General features: G+C 37.9%; 2 protein-coding genes. Both read left to right on the forward strand.

Annotated elements, in window-relative coordinates; translation table 11 throughout:
* Positions 1–225: 225 nt before the first annotated feature.
* Positions 226–1,362 (forward strand): UDP-N-acetylglucosamine 2-epimerase (non-hydrolyzing), encoded by a 1,137-nt coding sequence (wecB, locus tag Q0277_RS08600; RefSeq protein ID WP_297997278.1) that lies wholly within the window; start codon positions 226–228, stop codon positions 1,360–1,362.
* On the forward strand, positions 1,356–1,457 hold a 102-nt coding region (locus Q0277_RS08605), incomplete at its 3' end, for a hypothetical protein (protein ID WP_297997279.1). The genes wecB and Q0277_RS08605, both read left to right, overlap by 7 nt.

The following is a 1,457-nucleotide window of genomic DNA, read 5'->3' on the forward strand; positions in this document are numbered from 1 at the left end:
GAATTTTGCAAAGCGCATTTGAAAGGTAAAATTTTTGATGATTTTGCGGTGGAATTTTTTGATAATTTAAAATAAATCTTAGCCGTCTTTGAAGCAAAGAACATTCTATACCATCTAAGTAGCGATAAATAGGTGATTTTATGTATTGTTAAGCGCCGATATAGCAAAATTTAATTAAAATTACGGCGATAAATTTGGTTAAAAAACCGATATTTAGGGGAGTTTATGACGAAAAGAAAAATTTTGATAGTATTTGGGACGCGCCCGGAAGCCATTAAGATGGCTTTGTTGATAAAGGAATTTCAAAAGTACGCGGAATTTGAAGTGAAGGTTTGCGTTACGGCGCAGCACAGACAGATGCTTGATCAGGTGCTTGAATTTTTTGAGATCAAGCCGGATTTTGATCTAAATTTAATGAAGCAAGGGCAGGATCTGTACGACATTACGTCAGGCGTTTTGCTTGGTATGCGCGATGTATTTAGCGAATATACCCCGGACATCGTGTTTGTGCATGGAGATACTACTACTACTTATGCCGTTTCTTTAGCGGCGTATTATCAAAAGATCGACGTTGCTCACGTAGAAGCTGGACTTAGGACGCATGATATCTATTCGCCGTTTCCTGAAGAGATAAATAGGCAGATGACGGGGCTCATAGCTAAATATCACTTCGCACCGACCACCGATGCAAGAGACAATCTCTTAAAAGAAGGCAAAGATCCAAAAAATATAGTCGTTAGCGGCAACACCGTAATAGACGCGCTTTTGTGGACGATAGATAAAATCGAAAACAACGAGCTGCTAAAAAATAAAATTTTATCCTTTATAAATTCCAAATATAAGCTTAGTGATAGAAAATTTATTCTCGTTACAGGACACAGACGAGAGAATTTCGGAGAAGGCTTTGTTAATATTTGTGAGGCTTTACGTGAAATAGCGCTAAAAAATGAAAATATCGACATCGTTTACCCCGTGCATCTAAATCCAAATGTAAGAAAGCCTGTAGGAGAAATTTTATCGGGCATTTCGAATATATTTTTAATTGATCCGCTAGAGTATGATAGTTTCGTCTATCTTATGAGCAAGTCATATATGATAGTAACAGATAGTGGCGGTATCCAAGAGGAGGCGCCGAGCCTTTGTAAGCCCGTTTTAGTTATCAGAGAAACTACCGAAAGACCTGAGGGGATAAGGGCAGGATGCGTTAAGCTTATCGGCACCAAGCGCGAAAATATAATAAAAGAGGTGCAAAAATTATTAAATTTAAAAGATGAATATGATAAAATGAGTAAAAATACAAGTCCGTATGGCGACGGTAAAGCTTGCAAAAAAATACTGGAATTTTTAAAAGGAATATTGTGAAAAAAGTTTGCATCTTGGGTCTTGGATATATAGGGTTGCCGACGGCGGCGCTTTTGGCAAATAGAGGGTATAAAATCCATGGCGTTGATGTGGTG

The organism is uncultured Campylobacter sp. (assembly GCF_938030815.1).
In the GTDB taxonomy this organism is placed as follows: domain Bacteria; phylum Campylobacterota; class Campylobacteria; order Campylobacterales; family Campylobacteraceae; genus Campylobacter_B.